The sequence below is a fragment of the Blautia sp. CAG:257 genome, from assembly GCF_000433815.1.
Classification (GTDB): Bacteria; Bacillota; Clostridia; order Lachnospirales; family Lachnospiraceae; genus Blautia_A; species Blautia_A caecimuris.
Genome location: NZ_HF999017.1, coordinates 1 through 1,656, shown reverse-complemented (window position 1 = coordinate 1,656; position 1,656 = coordinate 1). Strand labels below are relative to the sequence as shown.

Annotated in this window: 1 protein-coding gene; it reads right to left on the bottom strand. The window is 44.0% G+C overall.

The annotated features are described in order from the left end of the window. Positions 1-139: 139 nt before the first annotated feature. Positions 140-1,468, bottom strand: coding sequence for an MATE family efflux transporter (locus QVP40_RS03620; protein WP_022067134.1), 1,329 nt, complete (start codon positions 1,466-1,468; stop codon positions 140-142). Positions 1,469-1,656: the final 188 nt, after the last annotated feature.

Sequence of the window (1,656 nt, the reverse complement as noted above, 5' to 3'; positions counted from 1 at the left end):
AAAAAACTTCCCGGAAATCACCTGCTTCCGGGAAGTTTTTTATCTGTAGTATTTTTCTGAATCTGGAAAAGAAACAGTAAATCAATCTCTTCTTTACCTTCCCATGTTTTCATGGGACAGGTCATTTCCGTATAAATATTCAGGCTTTTTCTGTACCTGGTTTCCTTCCTGCACTCTTTAACAGAACACATACTGCAAATATTGTCACTATCCCCTCTGTTACAGGGTAGGACAGCCATACGCCCTGCATTTCAAACACTGCTGAAAGAATAAAGGCAGCAGGAATGATCACAACCAGCCCCCTCAATACAGAGATCATCTGAGCCGGAAGCGCCCGTTCCGTAGAGGTAAAAAACATGGCCGAAACAATATTAAAGCCCACAAATGGCACAGCCAGGAAGTAAAGCTTCAGCCCCTCTTCCGCAATCTTCTGAAGCTGCATATCGTTTTCGCTGTTAAAGACAGATGTGATCGGCGATGCGAACAGGAACACGATTCCGTAGATTACCGCTGCTGTTCCCAGAAGGGTTATAACGGCATAACGAAATATTTTTCCTGTATTTTCCGCATCTCCGCTTCCGTAAGAGCGGCTGGCAATAGGCTGCATTCCCTGAGCGATTCCGGTAAACATGGATGTTACCACAAGAGATATATTTGTTACCACTCCATAGGCAGCCACACCCAGATTTCCCCGGATTCCCAGAATAATAAAGTTAAATACAATAATCACAATACCGGAAGCCAGCTCTGAAATAAGGGATGGTATACCCAGTGAAAAGGTGGTTCCCGTTAATCTGATATCCGGCTTTGCAGGACTGAAATGGAAGTTATTTTTTCTGCTTATCCAGTGTTTCGACAGCACGCCGACACTGATCACAGGAGCCAGTCCTGTGGCAAAAACAGCACCGAAAATTCCCATTTTCATTGGAAAAATAAACACATAATCCAGTATGATGTTTGCAAAGCTTCCTGTCAGCATCGCTGTCATTGCAAGTCCCGGATTCCCATCGTTACGGACAAAACATAAAAGAAAATCATTTGTCATAAAAGCAGGTGCAAACAGAAGAACTACCATAAGATATGTTTTTGTCATTTCAAAAATTTCCCCGTCAGCGCCAAGAAGAGACGTGATATTTCCGGAAAATCCAAGTCCCATAAGGACAAAGATCAAGGCAAAGATCCCAACCAGATACGCGGTATTCGTAAAGATCCTGTTGCCCTCCTGTTCCATTTTCTGCCCCCGGAAAATAGAGTATTTTGTGGCTCCTCCCATTCCCAGCATCATACCGCAGCCATGTACAAAGCTGTACACGGGAATGGCAATATTCAGGGCAGCCAGACCGTCAGAGCCCAGTCCTCTGGCAATAAAAAAGGTATCTGCCAGAATATAACAGGACAGCCCGATCATTCCCAGAACATTCAGGCTGGTATATCGCATAAATTCTCCCAGACATGATGTTTTTTTCATATTCCCTCCTGTTGTTTTTTATTTCCCCCTGTTTCCAACACACCTGTCCGGCAAAACAAAAACGCCAGTATTTTCGCTTTCTAAGACCTACGGCGAAAAAACTGACGTCTTTATCCTCTTACCCGGTGGCAGAGGGATCGTTTCTTTTATTTAATCTGAAAGGTATGATATCACATCCCGGGAGACCG

Excerpts from the sequence above, each read along its gene's own strand:
- QVP40_RS03620 (WP_022067134.1), bottom strand. The coding sequence starts at position 1,468 with ATGAAAAAAACATCATGTCTGGGAGAATTTATGCGATATACCAGCCTG.